The 21,779-nt window shown below is 60.1% G+C and carries 20 protein-coding genes; 5 read left to right on the top strand and 15 right to left on the bottom strand.

Annotated elements, in window-relative coordinates; translation table 11 throughout:
* Positions 1–48: 48 nt before the first annotated feature.
* Both ctaD and coxB read right to left on the bottom strand, forming a co-directional pair.
* A complete protein-coding gene (gene ctaD, locus AB4O16_RS16610; RefSeq protein WP_160388536.1) occupies positions 49–1,635 on the bottom strand; it encodes a cytochrome c oxidase subunit I in 1,587 nt (528 codons plus the stop codon).
* 82 nt (positions 1,636–1,717) lie between these two features.
* A complete protein-coding gene (coxB, locus tag AB4O16_RS16605) occupies positions 1,718–2,845 on the bottom strand; it encodes a cytochrome c oxidase subunit II (protein ID WP_160388537.1) in 1,128 nt (375 codons plus the stop codon).
* 369 nt (positions 2,846–3,214) lie between these two features.
* On the opposite strand from coxB, the gene AB4O16_RS16600 reads away from it, so the two are divergent.
* Positions 3,215–3,865, top strand: coding sequence for a hypothetical protein (locus AB4O16_RS16600; RefSeq protein WP_460155335.1), 651 nt, complete (start codon positions 3,215–3,217; stop codon positions 3,863–3,865).
* Between the two features lie 121 nt (positions 3,866–3,986).
* On the opposite strand, the gene AB4O16_RS16595 is transcribed toward AB4O16_RS16600, so the two are convergent.
* The 3 genes from AB4O16_RS16595 to AB4O16_RS16585 form a co-directional block, all read right to left on the bottom strand.
* The gene (locus tag AB4O16_RS16595) at positions 3,987–5,513 is read right to left on the bottom strand and encodes a SulP family inorganic anion transporter (RefSeq protein ID WP_460155334.1); all 1,527 of its coding nucleotides are present in this window, start codon (positions 5,511–5,513) and stop codon (positions 3,987–3,989) included.
* Between the two features lie 90 nt (positions 5,514–5,603).
* A complete protein-coding gene (locus AB4O16_RS16590) occupies positions 5,604–6,335 on the bottom strand; it encodes a carbonic anhydrase (protein ID WP_253558013.1) in 732 nt (243 codons plus the stop codon).
* 245 nt (positions 6,336–6,580) lie between these two features.
* A complete protein-coding gene (locus AB4O16_RS16585) occupies positions 6,581–7,639 on the bottom strand; it encodes a PA0069 family radical SAM protein (RefSeq protein WP_160388541.1) in 1,059 nt (352 codons plus the stop codon).
* Between the two features lie 205 nt (positions 7,640–7,844).
* On the opposite strand from AB4O16_RS16585, the gene AB4O16_RS16580 reads away from it, so the two are divergent.
* Together AB4O16_RS16580 and AB4O16_RS16575 are read left to right on the top strand one after the other, a co-directional pair.
* The gene (locus AB4O16_RS16580) at positions 7,845–8,150 is read left to right on the top strand and encodes a hypothetical protein (protein WP_460155333.1); all 306 of its coding nucleotides are present in this window, start codon (positions 7,845–7,847) and stop codon (positions 8,148–8,150) included.
* 236 nt (positions 8,151–8,386) lie between these two features.
* Positions 8,387–9,031 (top strand): phosphatase domain-containing protein, encoded by a 645-nt coding sequence (locus AB4O16_RS16575; RefSeq protein WP_160388543.1) that lies wholly within the window; start codon positions 8,387–8,389, stop codon positions 9,029–9,031.
* Between the two features lie 38 nt (positions 9,032–9,069).
* On the opposite strand, the gene AB4O16_RS16570 is transcribed toward AB4O16_RS16575, so the two are convergent.
* Positions 9,070–9,348 carry a YheV family putative zinc ribbon protein gene (locus tag AB4O16_RS16570; RefSeq protein WP_160388544.1) on the bottom strand — a complete coding sequence of 93 codons (279 nt, stop codon included), beginning with the start codon at positions 9,346–9,348 and terminating at the stop codon, positions 9,070–9,072.
* Positions 9,345–11,396 carry an oligopeptidase A gene (gene prlC, locus AB4O16_RS16565; RefSeq protein WP_460155332.1) on the bottom strand — a complete coding sequence of 684 codons (2,052 nt, stop codon included), beginning with the start codon at positions 11,394–11,396 and terminating at the stop codon, positions 9,345–9,347. Before prlC ends, AB4O16_RS16570 begins: the two co-directional genes overlap by 4 nt.
* An 88-nt stretch (positions 11,397–11,484) precedes the next feature.
* On the opposite strand from prlC, the gene AB4O16_RS16560 reads away from it, so the two are divergent.
* Together AB4O16_RS16560 and AB4O16_RS16555 are read left to right on the top strand one after the other, a co-directional pair.
* Positions 11,485–12,030 carry a gamma carbonic anhydrase family protein gene (locus tag AB4O16_RS16560; RefSeq protein WP_460155331.1) on the top strand — a complete coding sequence of 182 codons (546 nt, stop codon included), beginning with the start codon at positions 11,485–11,487 and terminating at the stop codon, positions 12,028–12,030.
* A gap of 27 nt (positions 12,031–12,057) precedes the next feature.
* Positions 12,058–12,708 (top strand): HAD family hydrolase, encoded by a 651-nt coding sequence (locus AB4O16_RS16555; protein ID WP_160388546.1) that lies wholly within the window; start codon positions 12,058–12,060, stop codon positions 12,706–12,708.
* 102 nt (positions 12,709–12,810) lie between these two features.
* Here the strand turns inward: AB4O16_RS16555 and AB4O16_RS16550 are convergent, their stop codons facing one another.
* The 8 genes from AB4O16_RS16550 to AB4O16_RS16515 form a co-directional block, all read right to left on the bottom strand.
* On the bottom strand, positions 12,811–13,434 hold the full coding sequence (locus AB4O16_RS16550) for an ABC-type transport auxiliary lipoprotein family protein (protein WP_460155330.1): 624 nt from the start codon (positions 13,432–13,434) through the stop codon (positions 12,811–12,813).
* Complete coding sequence (locus AB4O16_RS16545; RefSeq protein ID WP_160388548.1) at positions 13,431–14,369, bottom strand: MlaD family protein; 939 nt, start codon at positions 14,367–14,369, stop codon at positions 13,431–13,433. The genes AB4O16_RS16550 and AB4O16_RS16545 overlap by 4 nt, the downstream gene beginning before the upstream one ends.
* Position 14,370: 1 nt before the next feature.
* Entirely contained in the window at positions 14,371–15,174 is an 804-nt protein-coding gene (locus AB4O16_RS16540; RefSeq protein ID WP_150718247.1) for an ABC transporter ATP-binding protein, read from the bottom strand.
* The gene (locus tag AB4O16_RS16535; protein ID WP_460155329.1) at positions 15,171–16,319 is read right to left on the bottom strand and encodes an ABC transporter permease; all 1,149 of its coding nucleotides are present in this window, start codon (positions 16,317–16,319) and stop codon (positions 15,171–15,173) included. The genes AB4O16_RS16540 and AB4O16_RS16535 overlap by 4 nt, the downstream gene beginning before the upstream one ends.
* 54 nt (positions 16,320–16,373) lie before the next feature.
* Entirely contained in the window at positions 16,374–17,402 is a 1,029-nt protein-coding gene (locus AB4O16_RS16530; protein WP_160388551.1) for a DUF5924 family protein, read from the bottom strand.
* A gap of 229 nt (positions 17,403–17,631) precedes the next feature.
* On the bottom strand, positions 17,632–19,008 hold the full coding sequence (locus tag AB4O16_RS16525) for a M16 family metallopeptidase (protein ID WP_160388552.1): 1,377 nt from the start codon (positions 19,006–19,008) through the stop codon (positions 17,632–17,634).
* A 56-nt stretch (positions 19,009–19,064) separates the two neighbouring features.
* Complete coding sequence (locus AB4O16_RS16520) at positions 19,065–20,723, bottom strand: Na/Pi cotransporter family protein (protein WP_460155328.1); 1,659 nt, start codon at positions 20,721–20,723, stop codon at positions 19,065–19,067.
* Positions 20,724–20,932: 209 nt separating this feature from the next.
* Positions 20,933–21,700 (bottom strand): TerC family protein, encoded by a 768-nt coding sequence (locus AB4O16_RS16515; protein ID WP_460155327.1) that lies wholly within the window; start codon positions 21,698–21,700, stop codon positions 20,933–20,935.
* Positions 21,701–21,779: the final 79 nt, after the last annotated feature.

Below are 21,779 nucleotides of genomic sequence, written 5' to 3'. Positions count from 1 at the left end.
CCGCGTTATCGCTCATCGCCAGCAAGCCGGCTCCTACAAGGGATTTGTTCATTTCACTTCCGGTGGCGTGGTGAAGGTGTGATACGGCGCCGGCGACGGGATGCTCCACTCCAGGCCTTCAGCCCCATCCCACGGTTTGGCCGGTGCCGGCGGGCCGCCGCGAATGGTCTTGATCACGATGAACAGGAAGAAGATCTGCGTGGCGCCGAACATGAATGCGCCAATCGACGACACCATGTTGAAGTCGGCGAATTGCAGGTTGTAGTCCGGAATCCGCCGGGGCATGCCCGCCAGTCCCACGAAGTGCATCGGGAAGAAGGCCATGTTCATGCCGATGAACGACAGCCAGAAATGCAGCTTGCCGAGGGTTTCGTCGTACATGTGGCCGGTCCATTTCGGCATCCAGTAATAGGCCGAGGCGAAGATCCCGAAGATCGCCCCCGGCACCAGCACATAGTGGAAGTGCGCGACCACGAAGTAAGTGTCCTGGTACTGGAAGTCCGCCGGGGCGATGGCCAGCATCAACCCGGAGAAACCGCCGATGGAGAACAGGATCACGAACGCCACGGCAAACAGCATCGGCGTCTCGAACGTCAGCGAGCCTTGCCACATGGTGCTGGCCCAGTTGAACACCTTCACCCCCGTCGGCACCGCGATCAGCAGCGTGGCGTACATGAAGAACAGCTCGCCCACCAGCGGAATGCCGACCACGAACATGTGGTGCGCCCAGACGATGAACGACAGGAACGCGATGCTCGCCGTGGCGTAGACCATCGAGGTGTAGCCGAACAGCGGCTTGCGCGAGAAGGTCGGGATGATCGAACTGACAGCGCCGAACGCCGGCAGGATCATGATGTACACCTCGGGGTGACCGAAGAACCAGAACACGTGCTGGAACAGCACCGGGTCACCACCACCGGCGGCACTGAAGAAACTGGTGCCGAAGTGGATGTCCATCAGCATCATCGTCACGCAACCCGCCAGTACCGGCATCACCGCGATCAGCAGGAACGCGGTGATCAGCCAGGTCCAGACGAACAGCGGCATTTTCATCAGCGTCATGCCGGGGGCACGCAAGTTGAGGATGGTGGCGATCACGTTGATCGCCCCCATGATCGAACTGATCCCCATCAAGTGAATGGCGAAGATAAAGAAGGTCACGCTTTCCGGTGCATAGGTCGTCGACAGCGGTGCGTAGAACGTCCAGCCGAAATTCGGCCCGCCACCGGGGGTGAACAGGGTCGACACCAACAACAGGAACGCTGCCGGCAGCAGCCAGAAGCTGAAGTTGTTCATCCGCGGCAGGGCCATGTCCGGCGCGCCGATCATCAGCGGGATCATCCAGTTGGCAAGGCCGACGAAGGCCGGCATTACCGCACCGAAGACCATCACCAGACCGTGCATGGTGGTCATCTGGTTGAAGAATGCCGGCTCGACGATTTGCAGCCCCGGCTGGAACAGCTCGGCGCGAATCACCATCGCGAACGAGCCACCCAGCAGGAACATGGAGAATGCAAACCACAGGTACAGCGTACCGATGTCCTTGTGGTTGGTGGTCAGTACCCAGCGCATCAGGCCTTTTGCGGGGCCGTGGGCGTGGTCGGCATGACCATGGTCATCGATGACGGCGCTCATGGTTTGTCTCCTGCAAGCAGATGGGCTGGGCTGGTCGGGGCACGTTGTCCCGACCGGTTCCGTACGTGCGCAATAGACCGGGTCATTTGCTTTCCGCCTGTTTCAGCTCCAGCACTTCTTTAGGCGTGACCATGTCGCCCTTGTTGTTGCCCCAGGCATTACGTTCATAGGTCACGACCGCCGCGATGTCGACTTCCGAGAGTTGCTTGCCGAACGCCGCCATTGCAGTACCCGGCTTGCCGTGGAAGACAATGCTCAGGTGAGCGTCTTTCGGCCCGGTAGCGATCTTCGAACCCTTGAGCGCCGGGAACATCGGCGGCAGACCCTGGCCCTCGGCCTGGTGACAGGCCACACAGGTGGTGTGGTAGATCTTGTCACCGCGCTCCTTGAGCTCGTCGAGCGTCCATTCCTTGCTGGTCAGCTCCTTGAGCTGCGCGGCCTCGGCCTTGCGATCGGCCAGCCATTTTTCGTAATCGGCCTTTTCCTTGACCTCGACCACGGTCGGCATGAAGCCGTGGTCCTTGCCGCACAACTCGGCGCACTGGCCACGGTAGATGCCGGGTTTGTCGACGCGGGTCCAGGCTTCGTTGACGAACCCGGGAATCGCGTCGCGCTTGACCGCGAAAGCCGGCACCCACCAGGAGTGGATCACGTCGGCGGAAGTCACCAGGAAGCGCACCTTGGCGCCGACCGGCAGCACCAGGGGCTTGTCGACCTCGAGCAGGTAGTGCTCGCCCTTGGCTTCCTTGTTGTGGATCTGGTCTTGAGGAGTGGTCAGGTTGCTGAAGAACTCGACGTCCTGGCCCAGGTACTTGTAGTGCCACTTCCACTGGTAGCCGGTGACCTGGATATCGATTTCCGGCTCACTGGCGTCGTACATCTTGATCAGGGTCGCGGTAGCGGGAACCGCCATGGCCACCAGAATCAGGAAGGGCACGATGGTCCAGAGGATTTCGACGGTGGTGCTTTCATGAAATTTGGCGGCCACCTGCCCGGTCGAGCGGCGGTGGAGAATCATCGACCAGAACATGGCACCAAAAACGATGATGCCGATCACCACACAGATCCAGAAAATGGTCATGTGCAGGTCGAATACTGCGTGACTGATTTCAGTCGCTCCAGGCGCCATATTCACAGTCCAGGCCGCTTGCGCCTGACTGAAAATCGACCACAACAGGAGGCCCATCCAGACATGTGGATGTCGCATCATTGCGGGTTCCCCTTATCGTTCTTGTTATCCCGCCGGCTTTCACCTGCGGCAAGGGAGCGGCTGCATCAGACTACGAACTTGAGCACCGGGCCTTGCTGCATATGCAGTCGGGCGTCATCAGCTAACTCCATTCCACCCCGAGTATAGACAGCACCTCCGACCTCGCAACGCGAAGGCGTAAATCATCTGAAACAGCATTAACTTGCATTGCAGGGCACGAATGGAGAAGGATGCAGACGAGTGGTGGCAAATCGATATAACGGGTGCGTCTCAAGGATGAAATAATTATGACAAATGCGTCTTAGCATTTTTCGTAAGCCAGCTAAGTTATGTCTTCCCTATTTCATTGCCTTGTTTCCTGGAGTTTTCATGAACACCGCCGCATTGCGCGAGCAGATCCAAAAAGCCCAACAGCACGAAAAAGAAACCGGCCTGCTGACGCGTCAGCTGGAAAGCAAACTGCCTCATCTACACCCGGCCATCCAATTGCCGGAAGCGGACGCCAATAGCGTACTGACGCGATTTGTCGCCGCCTACATCGAAGAAGTGCCCGACCTGCTGGATGCAGCCAATGAAGTCGCCAGGGAAGCGGGCATTGAGTCACAGATCAAACCGGTGCTGAAAATCGCCGAGCAGTACTTCCTCCAGCCGCCAGCCATCATGGCCGGTCATGTCGGGCTCGATAGCCTGCTGGATGAAGCCTACCTTGCGCACCGGTTTGTCGAAGAGGTCAACGACCTGTACATCAAGCATTTCGGCCAGCCACTGATCCCCCTGGACATGACTGTCGCCAACCTGATTGCTCACCAATTGATCGGTGAGTCGTTCGCCAACCAACTGGACGAAGTGGTGCACCACGCCATCGACGAAATGCTCAACGACGAAAGCTTCGCGCTGGAATCGGTGGAAGCCTACCGCGAGAAGCTCAACAGCCCGGACACCGGTGCCGCGTGGAAACGCTGGCCGTGCATGTCCCGGCGCTTGGGCGTAGGCCTGGAACTGGATCAGCCGGCGGCTTGATCCATCGGTAAACACAATCTCCTTGTAGGAGCGAGCTTGCTCGCGATGAGGCCATGTCATTCAACATCAAGGTTGACTGATCCACCGCCATCGCGAGCAAGCTCGCTCCCACACTGGAGTCTCAGCCAGCCGCGCCTATGCCGGTATTCGTCCGCACCCGTCCCTCGAGCCTGCGCTTCAACCCCCGCGACTCAATCAACAGCCTCGAACCCTTGGCCGCATTCGCCCGTCCCCAGTCCTCCAGCAGTTCCAGGCACGAGTGATCGATGTAGCTCAGATTGTTGAGTGGCACATGCACCGTCGTGCCCGGCGCAATGCTGCCCAACACCCGGGTCAGCGCCGGCACCTTGAGGAAAGTCGCCGCGCCCGCCAGGCGCAATTCCATCTGCCCTTCCTGAGGCAGGTCGATCAGGCTGATTTTCAAACGCGAGGCTTTCAGCGCCAGCTTCACCAGCGTCAGGCCGAAGCCAACCAGCACGCCCGTCAGCAAATCCGTGAAAACGATGGCCAGCGCGGTTGCCGCGTAAGTGAACATCGGCGCCCGACCATACCGGCCCAAACCACGAAAGACCTTGAGATCCACCAGTTTGAAGCCGGTGTACACCAGTACGCCCGCCAGGCTCGCCACCGGAATGCTCTGCAACACGCTGGACAGCAACAGCACGAACGCCAGCAGCCACAGGCCGTGAAAAATGGTGGAAAACCGCGTAGTTGCTCCGGCCTGAACATTCGCCGAACTGCGCACGATAACGCCCGTCATCGGCAACGCCCCAAGCAGGCCACACAACATATTGCCGATACCCTGGGCTGACAGCTCCCGGTCGAAGTCCGATCGCTGACCGCTGTGCATGCGATCAACCGCCGCGGCCGAGAGCAGGGTTTCGGCGCTGGCGATGAAGGCCACGGCAAACGCAGCGATCAGCAAGGTCGGATCCGCCAGGTTGAGCAGGTCCATTGGCTTCAACCAGTCGATGGCCTCCGTCAGGTTGGCAGGTACCTCAACCCGTTTGACCTGCAACGCCAGCACCAGGCTGGCAAGCGTGGCCAGGCCGACGCCAAGGAGCGCTCCGGGAATGAAGCGCAGGGATCGCGGACGAAATTTTTCCCACAGCCACATGACAGCGATCGTCGACAAACCAAGTAAACCGGCTTGCCAGCCAAACGTGGGCAACGCCTGGGCCAGTGCCGCCGGGAAGGCTGCCAGATTATCGAGACCCGAGGGTTTGGGCACGGCATCCAGCATCACATGCACCTGAGACAAAACGATCAGCACGCCAATCCCGGCCAGCATGCCGTACACCACCGCAGGCGCCGTCACCCGAAACCAGCATCCCAGCTTCAATCGACCCGCCACCAGTTGCAGCAATCCGGCCAGCAACAGAATGGGCCCGAGCATGGCAATACCGTGTTGGCGCACCAATTCAAACACCAGAACGGCCAGACCCGCCGCCGGGCCACTGACTTGCAATGGCGAGCCGGCCAACCAGCCGACCACCAGCCCCCCGATGATGCCGGTGATCAAACCTTTGGCCGGCGGCAGCCCCGAGGCAATCGCGATGCCCATGCACAAGGGCAGGGCGACCAGAAACACAACCACCGAAGCCAGCAGCTCCCGTGGCAGAACAGCTTTGAGTCGAGCAGCACGCATGGTGAGTCTCCCGAAGTTTTCTTCAGGCATGGCAAAGCCAGGCTGCCTGAACGGCAGCCACGGCTAAACCACACAACGATTTTGGAGGATTCAGAAGCGCGCTTTGGGCGTCGCCACAGGAATTGGCAGGCTGCCATTGAGCGGCAGGAAACAGCCTTGATCAGCGTCGTAGGCTTTGATTTCGCTGGTTTCGATGTTGTAGACCCAGCCATGGATAAACAACTGACCGTTGGCCATGCGCGAGGCCACCGACGGATGGGTGCGCAGATGCTGCAACTGGGCGATCACATTCTCTTCGGTGAGGATGTGCATGCTTTCGCTTTCGTTAGAGCAGTTGCAGTTCTCCTGCACCATGGTCTTGGCCACTTCGGCGTGACGCAGCCACGCTTTGACCGTGGGCATTTTTTCCAGACTGTCCGGGTTGAGCACCGCGCGCATGGCGCCGCAGTCGGAATGCCCGCAAATGATGATGTGATGCACACCCAGAGCCAGTACGGCGTACTCGATGGCCGTGGATACGCCCCCGTTCATTTGCCCGTAAGGCGGTACGACGTTACCGACGTTGCGGGTCACGAACAGATCGCCAGGGGAGCTTTGAGTGATCAATTCTGGAACGATGCGCGAATCGGCGCAGGCAATGAACATCGCGCGTGGCCGCTGGGCCGTGGCGAGCTTCTTGAAGAGCTCTTCCTGCTGGGGAAAGATCTCATGATGAAAATGCAAAAAACCGTCAACGATATGCTGCAACGCCGCATCGGCGGATTCGGCCTCGGGTTGGGCTGAAGCCGATGCAGCCAACGGCTGTTTATCCTTGTCACTCATGAATTCATCCTCATTGGCGGGCTCGGAAAGTCGTCCCGTGGGGTCCGGTGTGGAGCCAGTGGCTGGTTAAAAAACATCCGGGCCAAACATCTCGACCAGTCAGTCACTCGATGAACAAGGTAGCGGCCGAATCTTAATTGAAACTGAATAAACCGCTCTAGAACGCGTGTTCCAGGTCACAAAAAACGTGACCAGCCTAAAGCTTCGAGGGCGCTCCTCAGTACTCAACCATAGGCCAATTGTCCTCAAATCAGCGACATTTGGCGACCCGGCGGACAAAAGGCGTCGCAGTCCAGATTGAACCCCTCCCGGCGATTGAGCCCCAGCCGCTTGATCGCTTTGGCAAAGCGCTGTGCCAGCAAGTCCGCAAACGGGCCTTCGCCGCGCATTCGAGCGCCAAAGCGGCTGTCATAGAGTTCACCGCCACGGCTCTGGCGAATCAGGCTCAGCACATGCGCGGCCCGCTGCGGATAATGGGCGCCCAGCCATTCCTCGAACAGCGGCGCCACTTCCAGCGGCAAGCGCAACATCATGTAGGCAGCGCTCTGCGCCCCGGCTGCATGGGCCTCGGTGAGCAGGCTTTCGAGCTCGCTGTCGTTGATCATCGGGATCATCGGTGAACACAGGACGCCGACCGGGATGCCCGCCTCGCGCATCACCCGAATGGCCCGCAACCGCGCCTTGGGTGCTGCGGCGCGGGGCTCGAGGATGCGCTTGAGTTCGTCGTCCAGGGTGGTCAGGCTGATCATTACCGCCACCAGTCTTTGGCTGGCAAGCTCGGTCAGCAGGTCCAGGTCACGCAGAATCAGCGAGCCCTTGGTGACGATGGTCACCGGATGCCGGTAACGCAGGAGTACTTCGAGGGTTCGACGCGTGATCCGGTATTCGCGCTCGATCGGCTGATACGGGTCGGTGTTGGAACCGAGGTTGATCGGCGCACATTGATAGCCACGCCTGGACAACTGCTCCTCCAGCACATCCACGGCGTTGGTCTTGGCGATCAGTTTTGTCTCGAAATCCAGCCCGGGCGACATGTCCCAATAGGCGTGGCTCGGTCTTGCATAACAATAGATACAACCATGCTCGCAGCCGCGGTAGGGATTGATCGACCGATCGAATGGCAAATCCGGCGAGGTATTGCGGGTGATGATGGTTTTCGCCGTTTCGATGCGCACCTCGGTGCCTTGGGTAACCGGTGCTTCCTGATACCAGCCGTCGTCTTCAACCACCGAACGATTGGGGGCGAAACGGTTATGCGGGTTGGTCGCGGTGCCGCGGCCACGGGGAGGAGATGGCGTGTGCATGAAAAACACCCAATGACTGTATGCGCATACAGTACGCCGATCAAAACCACTCGACCAGCGCCGTTCGGCACTTTCTGATCATTTGTCATGTGCGCTTACATGAAGCAACTGGGAGAAACATATAAGTTCTGGCTGTTTCGGCAAAACAGCAGGTACATTTTTTTCGCTACACACACATACCGATATTCTATAAAAGGATTTATTTATGTCGTTTTTCAATCGCCGCGGTATCTTTCTGCAAAAACTTGGACCGACCATAGTCGACCCAAATGAAGTACTGGTATCGATGCAGTTCGCTCTCAAGGAGGAAGGCTGGGATGAAGAAAACTCGGTAACAACCACGTCTTTGCTGGACTCCACTACAATAATTGCGTCCTCCTATGACGGGGGCCAGTCCTTTAGCATCGGTAAGGTCGACAAAGATATTGATGGCAACGGGACCATCAATTCCGCTGACAAGGAAAAACTGCTGACGCTGGCTAAAGCGTACGCAAGCATTGCCCAGCCTTGAAGCAAAGTTTCAGGCAAATATATATTTATTAATCAGATCCGGTCGAAACTGACAATCGATCGGATTTGATTTTGCATATGACAAAGTTCTTTCAATGAGCGAAGCCAGATCCTTGATGGAACACTCATCACGCCTTCAGCTTCACGATTCTTTGACGGTTCGCTCACAGGTCTTTGACCGGGCTTGGCTGATCCTTGCCAGCATCTTCCCGTCCCCTTCAGAGCGGTCGCTCAAGCATGCCCTTACGACGATTCATATCTGCAATCTGCCTGTCGCTCATTGCACTCGTTAACCTGGCACCGGCACTTGCTGACGACAGTGTGGTTCAGCGCCCGGCAGACTGGGCGCAACCGGTCGAGAAGCAGTACAACCTCTTTCAGATGTCGCCAACCCTCTACCGCAGCGCCTTGCCGGACAAGGAAGCGGTATCGCTGCTGGAGAACCTCAAGATCGGCACGGTGATCAACTTCCTGCCGGAACAAGACTCCGGTTGGCTGTCCACGCCGGGCATCAGGCAAGTACATCTGCCTTATCGCACCAACCATGTGGATGACGCCGATGTGCTCAAGGCCCTGCGCGCCATCACGTCTGCCGAAGCCCAAGGCCCGGTGCTGATGCACTGCAAACACGGCTCCGACCGCACCGGCCTGATGGCGGCCATGTATCGGGTCGTCGTCCAGGGCTGGAGCAAGGAAGAGGCCCTGGACGAGATGACCCAGGGCGGCTTTGGTGACAGCACCCATTTCAAGGATGGCATTCGCTACATGATGCAGGCCGATGTGGACAAACTGCGCACGGCGCTGGCCAATGGCGATTGCAGCACCAGCCCGTTCGCCGCGTGCTCAATGAAGAGTTGGTTCAAGTCGGCTCATATCGAATAAGAAAAGCCCTCGCTGCATGGCGCAGCGGGGGCTTTTTTTCACTCAGGCTTTTTCTTCAGTTTCGGGTTCGGGAAGAACTGAACCGCCTGAACCTTGGTGGCGGCTGGTTTGGGTGCGCTGGTGTTGACCCGCGTCCCCAGCTCCTTGGGAACCGACAGCCCCTGCTCGTTGAGTGTGTCGGAGTAACCGCAGGCCACGCACTCACGGTGCGGGACCAGGTCTTCGTTCCACATCATCAACTTGTCCGGTTCGCTGCATGCCGGGCATACCGCCCCGGCGATAAAGCGTTTTTTCGTGATCACAGGTCCCTCACTCATGCTGCTGCGTCCTCACTCAGGCCGCTGTGGCGCAAGAGTGCGTCAATCGATGGCTCACGGCCACGGAAGTCGACGAACAACACCATCGGTTCCTGGGAGCCGCCCCGGGCCAGGATCGCTTCACGGAAGGCTCGACCGGTGTCGGCGTTGAGCACGCCTTCTTCTTCAAATTTCGAGAAGGCATCGGCCGACAGCACTTCAGCCCATTTGTAGCTGTAGTAGCCCGCGGCATAACCGCCAGCGAAGATGTGCGCAAAGCTGTTGGGGAAGCGGTTGTAGGCCGGCGGACGCATCACCGAGACCTCATCGCGCACACCTTCGAGCACTTGCAGCACGCTGCGGCCGTCGCCGTGGGTGGCGTGCAGCTCGAAGTCGAACAGCGAAAACTCCAGTTGGCGGACCATCATCAGGCCGGACTGGAAGTTTTTCGCCGCGAGCATTTTCCCGAGCAAATCCTGAGGCAGCGGTTCGCCGGACTCGTAGTGACCGGAAATCAGCGCCAGGCCTTCCGGCTCCCAGCACCAGTTTTCCATGAACTGGCTTGGCAGTTCGACGGCATCCCAGGCCACGCCGTTGATGCCGGACACGCCAGCATGCTCGACGCGGGTCAGCAGGTGATGCAGGCCGTGGCCGAATTCATGGAACAGGGTGGTGACTTCATCGTGGGTCAGCAGCGCAGGCTTGCCGCTGTCGGCCGGGGTGAAATTGCACACCAGGTTCGCCACCGGGCTTTGCAGCACGCCGCCAGCCGTGCGGCGACGGTCGCGGGCGCCGTCCATCCAGGCACCGCCACGCTTGTTGGCGCGGGCATAGAGATCGAAGAAGAAGCGGCCGACGTGCTGGCCGTTTTCCTTGATCTCGAACAGGCGCACATCCGGGTGCCAGGCGTCGAAGCCTTTGAGTTCGGCGATCTCGATGCCGTACAGGCGCTGCACGATGGCGAACAGGCCGCTGAGCACCTTGTCGATCGGGAAGTAGGCGCGCAGGGCTTCCTGGGCGACGCTGTAACGCTGCTCACGGAGCTTTTCACCGTAAAAACCGCTGTCCCAGCTTTGCAGGTCCGGGCAGCCTTGCTCGGCAGCGTAGGCCTTGAGCTGTTTCAGATCCTGGGCGGCGAACGGCTTGCTGCGCTTGGCGAGGTCGCGCAGGAAGCTCAGCACCTGATCGCTGGACTCAGCCATTTTGGTTGCCAGGCTCAGCTCGGAGAAGCTGCCGAAACCCAGCAGCCTGGCCAGCTCCTGACGCAGGTCGAGGATTTCTTCCATGACCGGGCCGTTGTCGTTCTGACCGGCATTCGGTCCCTGGTCCGACGCTCGGGTGCAGTAGGCTGCGTAGACTTCTTCACGCAGTGCGCGGTCCTGGGCGTAGGTCATCACTGCGTAATAGCTCGGGAATTCCAGGGTGATCAGCCAGCCGTCCAGATCCTTGGCCTGGGCCGCAGCGGCCATTTGCGCCTTGGCCGAATCGGTCAGGCCGGCGAGGGCGGCTTCATCGGTGACATGCTTGGTCCACGCCTGGGTGGCGTCGAGCAACTGGTTGGAGAAACGGCTGCCCAGTTCGGAGAGTTTGCTCTGCACTTCGGCGTAACGTTTCTGTTCGGCTTCCGGGAGGTCGATACCCGACAGACGGAAGTCACGCAGGGCGTGTTCCAGGATAGTTTTCTGCGCCACGTCGAAACCGCTGGCCTGCGGGCTGCTGGCCAGGGCTTCGAAGGCCTGGAACAGTTCACGGTTCTGGCCCATTTCGGTGGAGTAGGCGCTCAAGGCCGGCAGGCACGACTCGTAGGCTTCGCGCAGTTCGGCGCTGTTGCACACGGCATTGAGGTGGCTGACCGGGCTCCACGCCGCGCCCAGGCGATCGTTGAGTTCGTCCATCGCCAGCACCAGGCCGGCCCACGTTGGCTGCTTGGCCTGGGTCTTGAGGATCTCGACGATGGCGGCGCGGTTGTCAGCCAGGATCTGTTCAATGGCCGGTTGCACGTGTTCTGCGCGGATGGCGGAGAACGGCGGCAGGTCGTAGGACTGCAAAAGAGGGTTGTTCACGCTCACGGTTGATACCTTGGCTGGAGAAACATGCAGCCATCTTAATTACAATCGACACTCACCGCAGCTATCAGCGACAGAGAGAAACCCTATCGTGAACCTTCGCAAGTATCAGAACCACACGCCGCGGCTCGGCAAAGGCGCTTTTGTCGACGGCTCGGCGGTGGTGATCGGCGACGTTGAAATCGGCGCGGACAGCTCGGTCTGGCCGCTGACGGTGATCCGTGGCGACATGCACCGTATCCGCATCGGCGCGCGCACCAGCGTGCAGGATGGCTGTGTACTGCACATCACCCACGCCGGGCCGTTCAACCCCGATGGCTTCCCGTTGCTGATCGGCGACGACGTGACCATCGCCCACAAGGTCATGCTGCACGGCTGTTCGGTGGGCAGCCGGGTATTGATCGGCATGGGCAGCATCGTCATGGACGGTGCGGTGGTCGACGATGACGTGATCATCGGCGCCGGCAGCCTGGTGCCACCGGGCAAACATCTGCAAAGCGGCTTCCTGTATGTGGGCAGCCCGGTAAAGCAGATCCGCCCGTTGACGGACAAGGAACGCGCCTTTTTCACCTACAGCGCGGCGAACTACGTGAAGCTCAAGGACCTGCATCTGGCCGAAGGCTACGACCAGCTCTGACCCGGCCCCTCATTTTCAGGATTCAACATGCATTACCAAACCGTTCTGTTCGACCTCGATGGCACCCTGACCGACCCGCGCGAGGGCATCACCCGTTCGATCCAGTTTGCCTTGGGCAAGCTGGGTATCGATGAGCCGGATCTGGCCAAACTCGAGCACTTCATCGGCCCGCCATTGTTGCAGGCCTTCATGCAGTTCTACGCCTTCGACGAAGCCAAGGCCTGGGAGGCGGTGAATTTCTACCGTGAGCGTTTCAAGGTCACCGGTTTGTACGAAAACCGCGTGTTCGACGGCGTCACCCCGCTGCTGGAAACCCTCGGCGGACAAGGCCGTCAGCTGTACATCGCGACCTCGAAGCCGTGGGTGTTCGCCCGGGAAATCGCACGGCATTTCGACTTTGCCAAACACTTCAAGGTGATTTACGGCAGCGAACTGGATGGCACCCGGACCAACAAGGTGGAGTTGATCGCTCACCTGATGGCCGAAGAAAACCTCGACCCGGCCAATACCCTGATGATCGGTGACCGCAAACACGACCTGATCGGTGCGCGCAGCAACGGCCTGGACGCAGCGGCAGTGGGTTACGGATTTGGCAGCCACGAAGAATTGAGCGCCGAAGCGCCGGCCTATCACTTTGAAACGCTGGCCGAGTTGCATCAGGCATTTTTGCCGCGCTGAAAAGGCCAACCCCTGTAGGAGCCGGCTTGCTGGCGATTGCTGCGACGCGGTGTGCCAGGCACGCCCCCATCGCGGGCAAGCCCGCTCCCACAGGGGACGGCTTCAGGGTCTGGGCGGTGGCGCCAGCTTCTGCCCTTGCTCGACCGCCCAGTTCACCACCTGCGTGGTCAACTGATCGTTCGCCTGACCGAACCCGACCACCACCGCCGGGACCTGCACGCCACTGAGTGGCTGGCGCACTTCAAAGCGGCGGCTGGCGAGGAGGCGCTGATCGTAACTGCGCACCAGCAGGGCATCCAGACGCACGACCACGCTGGCATTCGTATCCTGATACTCGGTCTGGAACGCCTGCAGGCTGCCGCCTAATTCAAGATCGGTCTGGAAGATGCTGTCATCGGTGCTCAGCAATGTCACCCGTCCGTCATGCTGGAAACCTTGCAGCAGGCGATTGCGCACCAGCACCGGCGCCGGGTCGGTCCAGCGCGAACCCTTGTAGTGGCTGAGCACGTCGCCCTGAGGAATCACGGCAATGTTCGGACTGTTCAACGCTTCGCTGGACTGGAACTTGTTCAGGCGCAATGACCACCGCTGCGGCGCGCCATGGCTGGCCGATGAACTCTGCGCCGAAGGCAATCTATAGACCTCGAAGGGTTCGGGCTTGGGCAGTATCGAGCACGAACCGATCAGCGTGAAGCCGGCGAGGAGGGCAATCCGAATCAGCTTCATGGCGTGAATTCCTTGGTCTTTTCACTGCCCAGCAGGTAACCGCTGGGGTCGGCCTCCAGACGCTTGGTAATGACGCGCAACGAGGACAGGGTTTCGCGCATCTCGTGCACGGCCGGGCCCAGGCCATTGAGGCCTTGCATACCGCTGTTGAGCGAATCCTGATTGGCGCTGATCAGTTTGTTGAGGGTGGCGCTGCTTTGCTGCAGCGACTTCATCGCCTGTTCGGCACTGCCGAGCGCCTCCTTGCCATGTTCATTGAGCAGCCCGTTGGCATTGCGCATCAGCGCCGTGGTCTGCTCCAGCATGGTGTTGGCCTGCTTGCCGACGGAGGCCAGTTGCTGCATGGCCTGGCGAATATCGCCGCGCTGCTCGGCAATGGTCCCGGTAGTTTGCTCCAGGTTCTCCAGGGTATTGCTGATGCGCTCGATGTTTTCCGTGGAAAACATCCGGTTGGCGTTATGCATCAGGGTGTTTACCCCGGCCATCAGGTCTTCGCTGTCATTGAGCAGGCGGGCGATGGGCGAGGGCGAGGCGACGATGGTCGGCAGGTTGCCGTCCTTGCCCTTGAGCGTCGGGCTCTGTGGCGTGCCGCCGCTGAGCTGGATGATCGACGTCCCGGTGACGCCGGTCAGGGCCAGTTTGGCCTGGGTGTCTTCCTTGACCGGGGTGTCGCCGGCCAGGCGAATTCGCGCCAGTACCCGGCGCGGATCTTTCGGGTCCAGGCGCAGCGAGATCACGTCGCCGACCTTGATCCCGCTGTACTGCACCGAACTGCCCTTGGACAAACCGCTGACCGCCTCGTTGAACACGACCTCGTAATCCTTGAACTCGGTGTCGACACTCGACTTGGCCAGCCACAGGCCGAACAGCAGCGCGGCCGTCACCACAATCACGGTGAACAGGCCGATCAATACATGATGGGCTCGGGTTTCCATGTCAGACCTCGTTGAGCTGTTGGGCGGCCGTCAATGCCGCGCGGCCGCGAGGGCCATGGAAGTATTCGTGAATCCACGGATCGTTGGTTTCCGACACCTTGTCGATGGCGTCCGCCACCAGCACCTTTTTCTGCGCCAGCACCGCCACCCGGTCGGTGATGGTGTAGAGCGTATCGAGGTCGTGGGTCACCAGAAAGACACTCAGGCCCAAGGCATCGCGCAGGGTCAGGATCAATTGGTCGAACGCGGCGGCGCCAATCGGGTCGAGACCGGCGGTGGGCTCGTCGAGGAACAGGATGTCCGGATCCAGCGCCAATGCCCGGGCCAGCGCGGCACGCTTGATCATCCCGCCGGACAGCGATGAGGGGTACTTCTCCGCCGCCGACAGGGGCAACCCGGCCAGGGCCATTTTCACCGCCGCCAGGTGCTCCGCGTCGTTGCGGCTCAAACCGGCGTGCTCGATCAGCGGCAGGGCGACGTTTTCGGTCACCGTCAGCGAGGAAAACAAGGCCCCTTTCTGGAACAGCACGCCGAATCGCCGTTCCACCAGCGAGCGCTCGTGCTCGGACAAGGTCGGCAGGTTTTTGCCGAAGACTTTCACCACACCCTCGCTCGGCTGACGCAACCCGACAATGCTGCGCAGCAACACCGATTTACCACTGCCGGAACCACCGACCACGGCGAGGATTTCCCCTTTGTACAAATCCAGGTCAAGGTTCTCGTGCACGCTCTGGCTTCCAAAGCGGTTGCACAGCCCACGGACTTCAATCACCGCCTCGCTGGGCGCTCGGGGAATACGACTCACCAGCCCATCTCCATGAAAAACATCGCCGCTATCGCATCCATCACGATCACCACGAAAATCGACTGCACCACACTCGACGTGGTGTGGGCGCCCACAGACTCGGCGCTGCCGCTGACCTTGAAGCCTTCGAGGCAACCAATCGCGGCGATCAGGAAGGCGAAGACCGGTGCTTTGACGATCCCCACCAGAAAGTGCTGAACACCGATGTCCGATTGCAGCAGCGAGATGAACATCGCCGGCGAGATATCCAGCTTCACCGCGCAGACCACCGCACCGCCGATGATCCCCGACAGCATCGCCACAAAGGTCAGCATCGGCAGGGCGATCAGCAACGCCAGGACCCGCGGCACCACCAGCAATTCCACGGGGTCGAGGCCCAGGGTGCGAATGGCGTCGATTTCTTCGTTGGCCTTCATCGAGCCGATTTGCGCGGTGAACGCGCTGGCGGTGCGCCCGGCCATCAGGATCGCGGTCAGCAGCACACCGAACTCGCGCAGGAAGGCGAATCCCACCAGGTCGACGGTGAAGACCGTGGCGCCGAACGTGGCCAGCACCGTCGACCCGAGAAACGCCACCACGGCGCCCACCAGAAAAGTCAGCAGGGCAACGATGGGGGCAGCATCGAGGCCGGTCTGTTCGATGTGCGCGATCATCGGTGTGACGCGCCAGCGCTTGGGCCGGAACAGGCCGCGAACGATGGTTTCGATGATCAGGCCGACAAAACCCAGCAGTTGCAGGGTGTCCTGCCAGACGGTGTCCACCGCCCGGCCAATGCGGGTCAGCAACTGCACGGTGACGCTGACTTCCGGCTCCTTGATCGGTACACAGAAATCGGTCAGCGAGCGGTAGACGGTCTGCAACAACGCACGATCGGCGTTGGAGAGTGTGCAATCCGGATGCTCGGCGGAACGGCCGAGGCGCTCGGAGCCGAGCAGCTCGACCAACAGCGACGCGCCAGCCGTATCGAGAGCGCCGAGACCATTGAGGTCGATGGGGGTGTTGGCGTCGTACTGGCCGTAGAGTTTTTCGCTCAACAGCTTCAAGTCAGCGTAATGGGCAAGCGTCCAGTCGCCCGTCACCCGCAACCGTGCAGGGGTGAGCGACGTGTCCAACTGGGCATTGCCGGCCGTCGTGCTGCTGATCATAAGCTCCGTGCTTGTTCAGTGATTTCGCAGCACTACGTAATAGCACGAACCTGACTACTTTTCTTTGATCGCTGTGCTGTCCGTGACTTCGAAACGCAGCACGCCGATGACCTGGCCATCTTCGGTCAGCACCCGAACCTGCCATTTGCCGGCCGGGTTGCCCGGGAAGTTCTGTTTGTGGGTCCAGGCCCGGTAACCTTCCTTGCGCCCGCCGTGAATATCCAGCGGGATGCGGTCGACCTCTTTACCGTTGAACTGCCAGACGTGATAAATCCGCTCGTCCAGGCCACGCGGGGCGTTGATCGCGGTGTAGGCGTAAAGCCCGCCATTGCGGATCTGCTCGGCGCTGACTGTGTCGAGGCTGGCGCCGGGCGTGCGGTCCTGCATTTGCGTGCTGATGGCCACGTCCGTCATCCACAGCGTCGCCGGCGGCACCCACGAGCGCAGCGTCCAACCGACGGCGCCGATGCCCAGGGTGATACTCAGAATCGCCAGCGCACTGCGCAGGGTACGAATCGGGAAGATCGACGCCAGGCTCGGGAACGACAACAGCACCGAGATACCCAGTGCCCATTTGAAACTTTGCGCGGTGGTCAGGTGCATGATCACCGGCAACGCCGTGAGCAGCGCGGCGAACAGGGTCAGGGTGTGCAGGGCCAGGAACGCCCAGCGCCGTGGGGCCAGCCACTTGTAGTAGAGCGGGTCGATGATCGAAATCAGCGCCGCGATGCCCAACAGCCCGGTGAAAAACAACTGGCCGCTGTTCCACGTCGTGGTGATGAAGAAGAACGGCAGGACAAAAAACAGGCTTTCCTGATGGATCATCTGCGTGGCGTAACGCAGCAAGGGCTCCGGGATTTCGCGCTTGAAAATGCGTGTGAACAGCTTGGTCAGGCTATTTTCCAGCATCAGCCAGATCCAGCTGATCAGCATGATGGTGGTGATCCAGGTCGCCAGGCCCTGTTGGCGGTCGACCAGAATGAAGCTGCCCACCCCGGAGATGAAACCAGCGAGCGCAATGACCCCGGGATAGCGCTTCATCAATTCGAGGATGCGCTGTACGAAAAGGGTCAGCTTTTGCATTCGACGTTTTCACAGTAGTTGTAGGAAAAAACCTCAACAGGGTACCGCTGGCGCGGCCCTGTGGCGAGGGTTCGCGGTCAGTAACACCACACAACCTGTGGGAGCGAGCTTGCTCGCGATGAGGCCGGCACATCCAACATTTTTCGTCGGCTGACAATCCGCTATCGCGAGCAAGCTCGCTCCCACAGGGAACCGGCAAGGTCTCTCAGTCCGTTGTCACATGGAATGGTTACTTCCTGCGATGCAAACGCCAGCCCACCAACATCAACACGATCAAGCCCACCCCACCAACCACCAACCACATCAACTGGTCATAGCTGAACAGCGACTTCTCGATCCGCAAATACCCCGGCTGCAACAGCAGTTCACGCACGGCCTTGTTCGCCTCTTGCAGCGTCACCCCTTGCAGCTCCCGGGCCGGGTTGGCGAAACGGCCGTCCTCGTAGTCGCCGATGGCGCTCCAGTAGTAGTCGGCCAACGCGCTGTTGCCTTGCACGGCCCAGGTCTGGCGGGCGATCGCGGCCTGCTTCAGGCGGTTGAAGGTCTCGGCGTTGAGGCCGTCCTTGAGCAGTTCGGCCTTCAGGTCATCGAGCACTTGTTCGGCCTCGGGCACGTCGTCGCGTTCAAGGTCGGCGTTGAGGCTCATGAAGCCCACGCCGCCGAACACCTCGCGTTCCGCCCAGGGGCCGTAGGACAAACCGTGAGCCAGGCGCAGCTGGCGATAAAGCGCCCAATCCAGATAATCCTTGAGCAAATCGAAGGTTTGGTCGTGCCCCTCTTCCAGAACCGGCTCCGGCACCAGCCAGTGCAATTTGGCACCGTTGCCGACCAAACCGTCGGTCAGGCTGCGCTCATGGACGGCGCTGGTCTTGATTTGCGGCAGCGGCGGATGCTCACCGGGTTCAATCGCTTCCAGCGTGCCATACGCCCGATCCAGATAGGCCGGCAACAACTTGTCGAGGTCGCCGACCACGATCAGGGTCATGTTGTTCGGCGCATACCAGTCCTTGCGCACCTGCTCCAGTTGCTCACGGGTCAGGTTATCGACTTGCGCACGCTCCGGGCATTTGAGGCCAAGCTCCACGGCCAGTTGATTGCTGGCCGTGTGGCCGAGGTCCTGACGATCGAGCCAGCGTTGCAGGTGTGAATAGTGGCCGCCGTCTTCACGCTCGACCACTTGCTTGGCGGCGTTGATGGCGTTGTCGTCGAAACGGGTCTGGGTCAGCAGCGCCAGCAGCAGGTCGAGTACCTTGCGCTGGTTTTTTGCCGGGGCTTCGATGACGAACGTCGTGTCGGCGTTGCTGGTGAATGCATTCCACTCACCGCCCAGGGCCTGCATGCGCTCTTCCAGGCCACCTTCACCGCTGGCGTCGATGCCGCTGAACAGCAGGTGCTCGAGCAGATGCGGCAGTTCCTTTTCTTCGCAGTTGAAATCGTCCAGGCCAACGCCGACCACCAGCCGGATCGCCACATGCCCGCGGTCAGTGCCCGGTTTGAGCAGCAACTGCAAACCATTGCGCAGCGTATAGCCCTCGACCTGAAAGCGATCCAGGGCGAATGACGGGAATGAACCCAGCAACAGGCAGGCGAACAACAGACAACGCATAACGGGCTTCCATACGGCCAGCGTAAGTTCAACAGACTCCAGGCGACTGTGGACGTTCAGGGCGAATGGGTGATGTCGCTCAAATCATCAACAACCAATGCGCCGGTATCCGACGTTTCCAGCACCACATAGGCACTGCTGCAAAACAGCGAATTGAGACGCTTCATGTCGGCGATCAGCTCCAGGTGCAACGAACTGGTTTCGATACTTTGCACGATTTTACGTTGCAAGCGGCTGACATGAGCATGAGCCAGGCGCCGTTCCTGTGCGCGGAAACGACGTTTCTCCCGCACCAATTGGCGGGCACTTTCCGGGTCGCCACTGAGAAACACCGACATCCCGAGCCGCAGGCTGGAAATCAACTGCGCATGCAGCCCGGTCAATTCGTCCAGCCCGACTTCGGAAAACGACCGGCGCTGCGAGGTTTTCTGCTGCTGAATCTTGCGCAGCATGCGTTCGATCAAGTCGCTGGCGAGTTTCAGGTTGATCGCCAGCTCGATGATTTCCGCCCAGCGTCGGCTGTCCTGATCGCTGAGGTCTTCCCGGGGCATTTGCGCCAGGTACAACTTGATCGCGCTGTAGAGCGCTTCGACGTCATCGCTCAGGCGGCGCATTTCCTGGGTGACGGCGGTTTGCTTGCCGCGCAACACGTCCAGCATGGCTTCGAGCATGCTGTCGATCAGGTCACCCATGCGCAGGGTTTCCCGCGCCGCGTTGGCCAGCGCCAGGCCGGGCGTGACCAATGCCGTGGGGTCAAGATGCCGGGGCTTGGCCGTGCCGTTGGCCTGCGGGCGCTCCGGCAGCACCCAGGCACAGAACCTGGCCATCGGTCCGAGGCTCGGCAGCAGGATCAGGCAGCGCACGGTGTTGTAGAGCAAGTGAAAGCCGATGACCATTTCCTGAGGGCTGAAATCGAGGCCGTCGAGCCAGTGCACCAGCGGATCGAGCACCGGGATGATCAATAAAAGACCAATCAGTTTGTACAGCAGGCTGCCCAGCGCCACCTGCCGTCCGGCGGCGTTCTGCATGCTGGTGCTGAGGAAAGCGAGTACGCCACTGCCGATATTGGCGCCGATCACCAGCCCGATCGCCACCGGCAGGCTGATCACATTGGCCCCTGCCAGGGTCGCGGTCAGCAGCACGGCGGCCAGGCTGGAATAGGAAATCATCGCGAACAGCGCCCCGACCAGGGCATCGAGCAGGATATCGCCGGTGAGCGAGGCGAAAATCACTTTCACCCCTTTGGCATGGGTGATCGGATGCGCCGCTTCAACAATCAGTTGCAGCGCCAGAATGATCAAGCCCAGGCCAATGGCAACGCGGCCCAGTTGCCCGAGGCGGGTCTGTTTGCGCGACAGAAAGAAAATCACCCCGAGAAAGATCAGCAACGGCGACAGCCACGACAGATCGAACGTCAGCACCCGCGCCATCAACGCCGTACCGACGTCTGCGCCAAGCATGGTGGCCAGAGCCGGGGTGAGCGCCATCAAACCCTGACCGACAAAGGAGGTGACGAGCATGGCGGTGGCGTTGCTGCTCTGGACCATCGCCGTCACGGCGATCCCGGAGGCGAAAGCCAGCCAGCGTTTGGACATGTTATGGCCAATGACATGGCGCAGGTTGGTGCCGTAGACCCGCAGGATGCCGGTTCGGACGATGTGCGTGCCCCAGATCAGCAGGGCCACGGCGGAAAGCAGATTGAGCAGGGTGAGCATACAGACCCCCTGTGGTGTAGCGCCCCAAAGGAGCAAATTGACGGTGCCGCGACGTTCTACGTTCTGTACTTAAGCTGTAGTTGGCTAACGGTCTGCGCGCCAGCATCGCATAGCCAAAGAGTGGATTGAAACAAAACTGTCATGAAGACGGTTTTATGAAAACAAGGAAAAAGGGGCCAGAAGGCCCCTTTCTCAGCACAACATTCGGCTTACTGGCCCGGAATGTCCTTGCGCAGCTTCACCGGATCCTGCTGTTTCCTCTTTTTCGCGATGGCCGTGCGCATCTTGATGTTGATCGCTTCCACTGCCAGCGAGAACGCCATGGCGAAGTAGACGTAGCCTTTTGGCACGTGCACGTCCAGGGATTCGGCAATCAGCACGGTACCGACGATCAACAGGAACGACAGCGCCAGCATCTTCAGCGACGGGTGCTTGTCGATGAACTCACTGATGGTGCCCGACGCCCACATCATCACCAGCACGGCCACGATGATTGCCGCGACCATGACCGGTACGTGGGAAACCATGCCGACTGCGGTGATCACCGAGTCCAGGGAGAACACGATGTCGATGATCGCGATCTGGATGATGGTGTAGAGGAAGTTGCCGCCCTTGCCCGAAGGTTCTTCGTTGATTTCATCTTCACCTTCCAGCGCGTGGTACATCTCTTGCGAGCTTTTCCACAGCAGGAACAGACCACCGAAGAACAGGATCAGGTCGCGCCCGGAGATGCCCTGGCCGAACACTTCGAACAGATCGGCGGTGAGGCGCATGACCCAGGTGATCGACAGCAGCAACAGGATTCGCGTGATCATGGCCAGCGCCAGACCGAAAATCCGGGTGCGCGCCTGCATGTGTTTGGGCATGCGGCTGACCAGGATCGAAATCATGATGATGTTATCGATGCCCAGGACGATTTCCAGGGCGGTCAGGGTGAAGAAGGCAACCCAGATTTCAGGGTTGGTCAGCCATTCCATGTGTATTCCTTTGAGCGATTGTTAAACCAAAAAGGGCCCGGGCTTCAAACCGCGAAGCCTGGACCCGAAGTGGTGAGTC

The organism is Pseudomonas sp. S2_H10 (assembly GCF_054668285.1).
This window is presented reverse-complemented; position numbering and strand designations above follow the sequence as displayed.

What these genes read in the sequence shown, in the direction of transcription:
- ctaD (WP_160388536.1), bottom strand. Translation starts at nt 1,635, where the DNA reads ATGAGCGCCGTCATCGATGACCATGGTCATGCCGACCACGCCCACGGC.
- coxB (WP_160388537.1), bottom strand. Translation starts at nt 2,845, where the DNA reads ATGATGCGACATCCACATGTCTGGATGGGCCTCCTGTTGTGGTCGATT.
- AB4O16_RS16600 (WP_460155335.1), top strand. Translation starts at nt 3,215, where the DNA reads ATGAACACCGCCGCATTGCGCGAGCAGATCCAAAAAGCCCAACAGCAC.
- AB4O16_RS16595 (WP_460155334.1), bottom strand. Translation starts at nt 5,513, where the DNA reads ATGCGTGCTGCTCGACTCAAAGCTGTTCTGCCACGGGAGCTGCTGGCT.
- AB4O16_RS16590 (WP_253558013.1), bottom strand. Translation starts at nt 6,335, where the DNA reads ATGAGTGACAAGGATAAACAGCCGTTGGCTGCATCGGCTTCAGCCCAA.
- AB4O16_RS16585 (WP_160388541.1), bottom strand. Translation starts at nt 7,639, where the DNA reads ATGCACACGCCATCTCCTCCCCGTGGCCGCGGCACCGCGACCAACCCG.
- AB4O16_RS16580 (WP_460155333.1), top strand. Translation starts at nt 7,845, where the DNA reads ATGTCGTTTTTCAATCGCCGCGGTATCTTTCTGCAAAAACTTGGACCG.
- AB4O16_RS16575 (WP_160388543.1), top strand. Translation starts at nt 8,387, where the DNA reads ATGCCCTTACGACGATTCATATCTGCAATCTGCCTGTCGCTCATTGCA.
- AB4O16_RS16570 (WP_160388544.1), bottom strand. Translation starts at nt 9,348, where the DNA reads ATGAGTGAGGGACCTGTGATCACGAAAAAACGCTTTATCGCCGGGGCG.
- AB4O16_RS16555 (WP_160388546.1), top strand. Translation starts at nt 12,058, where the DNA reads ATGCATTACCAAACCGTTCTGTTCGACCTCGATGGCACCCTGACCGAC.
- AB4O16_RS16550 (WP_460155330.1), bottom strand. Translation starts at nt 13,434, where the DNA reads ATGAAGCTGATTCGGATTGCCCTCCTCGCCGGCTTCACGCTGATCGGT.
- AB4O16_RS16545 (WP_160388548.1), bottom strand. Translation starts at nt 14,369, where the DNA reads ATGGAAACCCGAGCCCATCATGTATTGATCGGCCTGTTCACCGTGATT.
- AB4O16_RS16535 (WP_460155329.1), bottom strand. Translation starts at nt 16,319, where the DNA reads ATGATCAGCAGCACGACGGCCGGCAATGCCCAGTTGGACACGTCGCTC.
- AB4O16_RS16530 (WP_160388551.1), bottom strand. Translation starts at nt 17,402, where the DNA reads ATGCAAAAGCTGACCCTTTTCGTACAGCGCATCCTCGAATTGATGAAG.
- AB4O16_RS16525 (WP_160388552.1), bottom strand. Translation starts at nt 19,008, where the DNA reads ATGCGTTGTCTGTTGTTCGCCTGCCTGTTGCTGGGTTCATTCCCGTCA.
- AB4O16_RS16520 (WP_460155328.1), bottom strand. Translation starts at nt 20,723, where the DNA reads ATGCTCACCCTGCTCAATCTGCTTTCCGCCGTGGCCCTGCTGATCTGG.
- AB4O16_RS16515 (WP_460155327.1), bottom strand. Translation starts at nt 21,700, where the DNA reads ATGGAATGGCTGACCAACCCTGAAATCTGGGTTGCCTTCTTCACCCTG.